The following is a 3,634-nucleotide window of genomic DNA, read 5'->3' on the forward strand; positions in this document are numbered from 1 at the left end:
CCCCAGGTGACCTGGGGTTGAGCGCCGGGCACTCAGGGGTCCGTAAACTCGTTGTGAGTGGCGAGGGTACGGAGGTGACAGGGTGGCCAACGCGGAAGAGCGCCGGTTCGAAGTGCTGCGCGCGATCGTCGCCGACTATGTCTCCAACCAGGAGCCCGTCGGGTCCAAGGCGATCGTCGACCGGCACAACCTGGGTGTTTCCAGCGCCACGGTCCGTAACGACATGGCCGCGCTGGAGGAAGAGGGCTACATCGCCCAGCCGCACACCAGCGCGGGCCGGATCCCCACGGACAAGGGGTACCGCCTGTTCGTCGACAAGCTGGCCGAGATCAAGCCGCTGAGCTCGGCCGAGCGGCGCGCGATCACCAGCTTCCTCGACAGCGGCACCGACATGGAGGACGTGCTCAAGCGGTCCGTCCGGCTGCTGGCGCAGCTGACCAGGCAGGTCGCCGTCGTGCAGTACCCGATGATGACCAACTCGACCGTGCACAGCCTCGAAGTGGTGCCGCTCACACCCGCTCGGCTGATGCTGGTGCTGATCACCGACTCCGGCCGCGTCGACCAGCGGACCGTCGACCTCGGCGACGTCATCACCAGCGACAACGTGGCGCGCCTGCGCACGGTGCTGAACCACGCGCTGACCGGCCGGAAGGTCAACGACGCGGCCGTGCGGGTCGCCGAGCTGCCCGACCAATCACCCCAAGAGCTGCGCGACGTGCTGGTGCGGGTCTGTACCGTGCTGGTGGAGTCGCTGGTCGACCACCCCGAGGAACGGCTCGTCCTCGGTGGCACGGCCAACCTCACCCGCAACGTCGCGGACTTCCCCGGCTCGCTGCGCCAGGTGCTCGAGGCGCTGGAGGAGCAGGTCGTCGTGCTGAAGCTGCTGGCCGCCGCACGCAACCCCGGTGCGATCAGCGTGCGCATCGGCGAGGAAAATGAGGACGAGCAGATGCGCAGTACCTCCGTGGTGTCGATCGGCTACGGCCGTGAGGACATGCTGCTCGGGGGCATGGGGGTGGTCGGACCGACCAGGATGGACTACCCGGGCACGATCGCCGCGGTCCGCGCGGTGGCCAACTACGTCGGCCAGATCCTGTCCGGTCGCTAATCAATAGAGGGAGCAAGGAAAACCGGTGGCGAGGGACTACTACGGCACTCTCGGCGTGGCCAAGAACGCGTCCGATCAGGAGATCAAGCGCGCGTACCGCAAGCTGGCCCGCGAGCTGCATCCGGACGTGAACCCGTCGGAGGACGCGCAGCACCGGTTCGGTGAGGTCACCACGGCCTACGAGGTCCTGTCGGACCCGCAGAAGCGCAAGATCGTCGACCTCGGCGGCGACCCGATGGACAACGGCGCCGGGCGTGGCAGCGGGGGCGGCGATCCGTTCGCCGGTTTCGGCGGGCTCGGCGACATCATGGACGCCTTCTTCGGCGCCGGTGGCGGCGGCGGGCGTGGCCGAGGGCCGCGCAGCCGCGTGCAGCCCGGTTCCGACGCGCTGATCCGCATCGGCCTCACGCTTGAAGAGTGCGCGACGGGTGTCGACAAAGAGATAGCCGTCGACACCGCGATCCTCTGCGACCTCTGCCGTGGCGCCGGCACCGCCGAGGGTGGCTCCGTGCACACGTGTGACACCTGCGGCGGCATGGGTGAGATCCAGTCCGTGCAACGCTCTTTCCTCGGCCAGGTCGTCACGGCGCGCCCGTGCCCGGTCTGCCGCGGCTTCGGCGAGGTCATCACCGACCCGTGCCAGAAGTGCGGCGGCGACGGCCGCGTCCGCTCGCGCCGCTCGGTCACCGCGAAGATCCCGCCCGGCGTCGGCGACGGCATGCGCATCCGGCTGTCCGGCCAGGGCGAGGTCGGCGCGGGCGGTGGCCCCGCCGGTGACCTCTACGTCGAGATCGACGAGGCGCCGCACGAGGTTTTCGTCAGGCAGGGCAACGACTTGCACTGCAACTTCCGCGTCCCGATGACCACGGCGGCGCTCGGCGCGAGCGTCCCGATCGAGACACTCATCGACGGCGACTTCGACCTCGAGATCGAGCCGGGCACCCAGCCCGCGACCGAACTCGTGCTCACCGGCAAGGGCATGCCGAGGCTGCGCTCGTCCGGCCGCGTCGACGGCCGCGGCGACCTGCACGTCCACATCGACGTCGTGGTGCCCACGAAGCTCGACGACGCGCAGCGTGACCTGTTGCACGAACTCGCCCGCCAGCGCGGCGAAGAAGTGCCGACTCTCGCGAACAACGGCACCAAGCACGGTGGCCTGTTCTCCAAGCTGCGCGCTAAGAATCGCTAATGCCTGACACGACGCTGCCGGTCTTCCTTGTCGAGAAGCTGCCGCCGGTCGACTCGGTGATCTTCGACGGCGAGGAAGCCCGGCACGCCGTGACCGTCCGCAGGATGCGCGTAGGAGAGCGGATTCTGCTCTCCGACGGCGACGGCGGACTCGTCCGATGCGTGATCGACGCCGTGCAGGACGGCCGCGATCCCGCACTGGGACTGCGGATCGAGCAGCGCTGGGTCGAACCGCCGCCCGCGCTGCGCGTCACCGTCGTCCAGGCACTGGCCAAAGGCGACCGCGGCGAACTCGCCGTCGAACTCGCCACCGAAGCGGGCGTCGACACCATCATCCCGTGGCGCGCGTCCCGCAGCATCGCCAAATGGGAAACCGGCCCGCGCGGCGAAAAAGCCTTGGCCCGCTGGCGAAACACGGCCCGCGCCGCAGCCAAGCAAGCCCGCCGCGCCTACGTCCCACCGGTACTCGAGCCCGTCACCACCCGCGAACTCACCACCCGCGTCGCGTCGGCGGACATCGCACTCGTCCTCGAATCCGGCATCACCGAGCGACTCACAGACCTCACACTCCCCGCAACCGGAGAACTGCTCCTCGTGGTCGGTCCAGAAGGTGGAATCTCAGACGAGGAACTGACCACCCTAACGGACGCGGGCGCGCACACGGTGCGTCTCGGACCGACCGTACTTCGCACATCCACTGCTGCAACAGTCGCCCTCGGTGCACTCGGAGCGCTCACAACACGCTGGAACTGAGCACGCGCCGTCACTTCGGCTACCGAGCGTCTTCGAAACCTGGGAAAAATATAGACACATTTTGCGGCCAGTCCTGGCGCGACCACGCCAACACCCGTTACTCTCGTTAACCGAAGCACAACACACGGTTTTCGATGTGGGGGCGCGAGTCCGCACATCGCAGATCCCCGCCGGGCACCTCCCCCCTCGGTCCGGCGGAGCCGCGGCGGCGGTGGAGCGACCCCCAGGCTCCACCGCGCCGCGGCGTCTTTGGTTGAGGCTTCGCTTCTCGCGCCTGGCGGCGCTCGGGCGCTACGCCTCTAACCTTCGCCTTTGCGGTTTCGCAATTATTTTGGGGGGCCGAGCCCCCCAAACTCCCCACGGTGCGGCACGTCCTGACCCAGCGTGGTCCCGTTTGTGCGCGTGGGTCGGATCATTGGGCCTGGCGGCCCTCGATCCTTATCGATTTTCTTGGGTGTTATTCATGGATCTGAATGGGTTTTGGGTTTTGAAACGACTCAATGGTGGGGCTGGTGTTTGGGAGTGGGGGAATTCCAGGTATTTGGAAAATTGGGGGTTGTGGGGGTCGTGAGTGGTATGGCCGGG

The 3,634-nt window shown here is 67.9% G+C and carries 3 protein-coding genes; all 3 read left to right on the forward strand.

Annotation, left to right across the window (positions count from 1 at the left end; all coding sequences use genetic code 11):
• Nucleotides 1-82: 82 nt before the first annotated feature.
• From hrcA to ACFV15_RS47965, 3 genes are read left to right on the forward strand one after another with little or no spacing between them, the layout of a single operon-like run.
• The gene (gene hrcA, locus ACFV15_RS47955; protein WP_378360181.1) at nucleotides 83-1,108 is read left to right on the forward strand and encodes a heat-inducible transcriptional repressor HrcA; all 1,026 of its coding nucleotides are present in this window, start codon (nucleotides 83-85) and stop codon (nucleotides 1,106-1,108) included.
• Between the two features lie 25 nt (nucleotides 1,109-1,133).
• Nucleotides 1,134-2,297 (forward strand): molecular chaperone DnaJ, encoded by a 1,164-nt coding sequence (gene dnaJ / locus ACFV15_RS47960; protein ID WP_378360183.1) that lies wholly within the window; start codon nucleotides 1,134-1,136, stop codon nucleotides 2,295-2,297.
• Nucleotides 2,297-3,049 carry a 16S rRNA (uracil(1498)-N(3))-methyltransferase gene (locus tag ACFV15_RS47965; protein WP_378360185.1) on the forward strand — a complete coding sequence of 251 codons (753 nt, stop codon included), beginning with the start codon at nucleotides 2,297-2,299 and terminating at the stop codon, nucleotides 3,047-3,049. The genes dnaJ and ACFV15_RS47965 overlap by 1 nt, the downstream gene beginning before the upstream one ends.
• Nucleotides 3,050-3,634 lie beyond the last annotated feature (585 nt).

The organism is Amycolatopsis sp. NPDC059657 (assembly GCF_042734395.1).
Lineage (GTDB): Bacteria > Actinomycetota > Actinomycetes > Mycobacteriales > Pseudonocardiaceae > Amycolatopsis.

What these genes read in the sequence shown, in the direction of transcription:
- ACFV15_RS47965 (WP_378360185.1), top strand. Translation starts at nt 2,297, where the DNA reads ATGCCTGACACGACGCTGCCGGTCTTCCTTGTCGAGAAGCTGCCGCCG.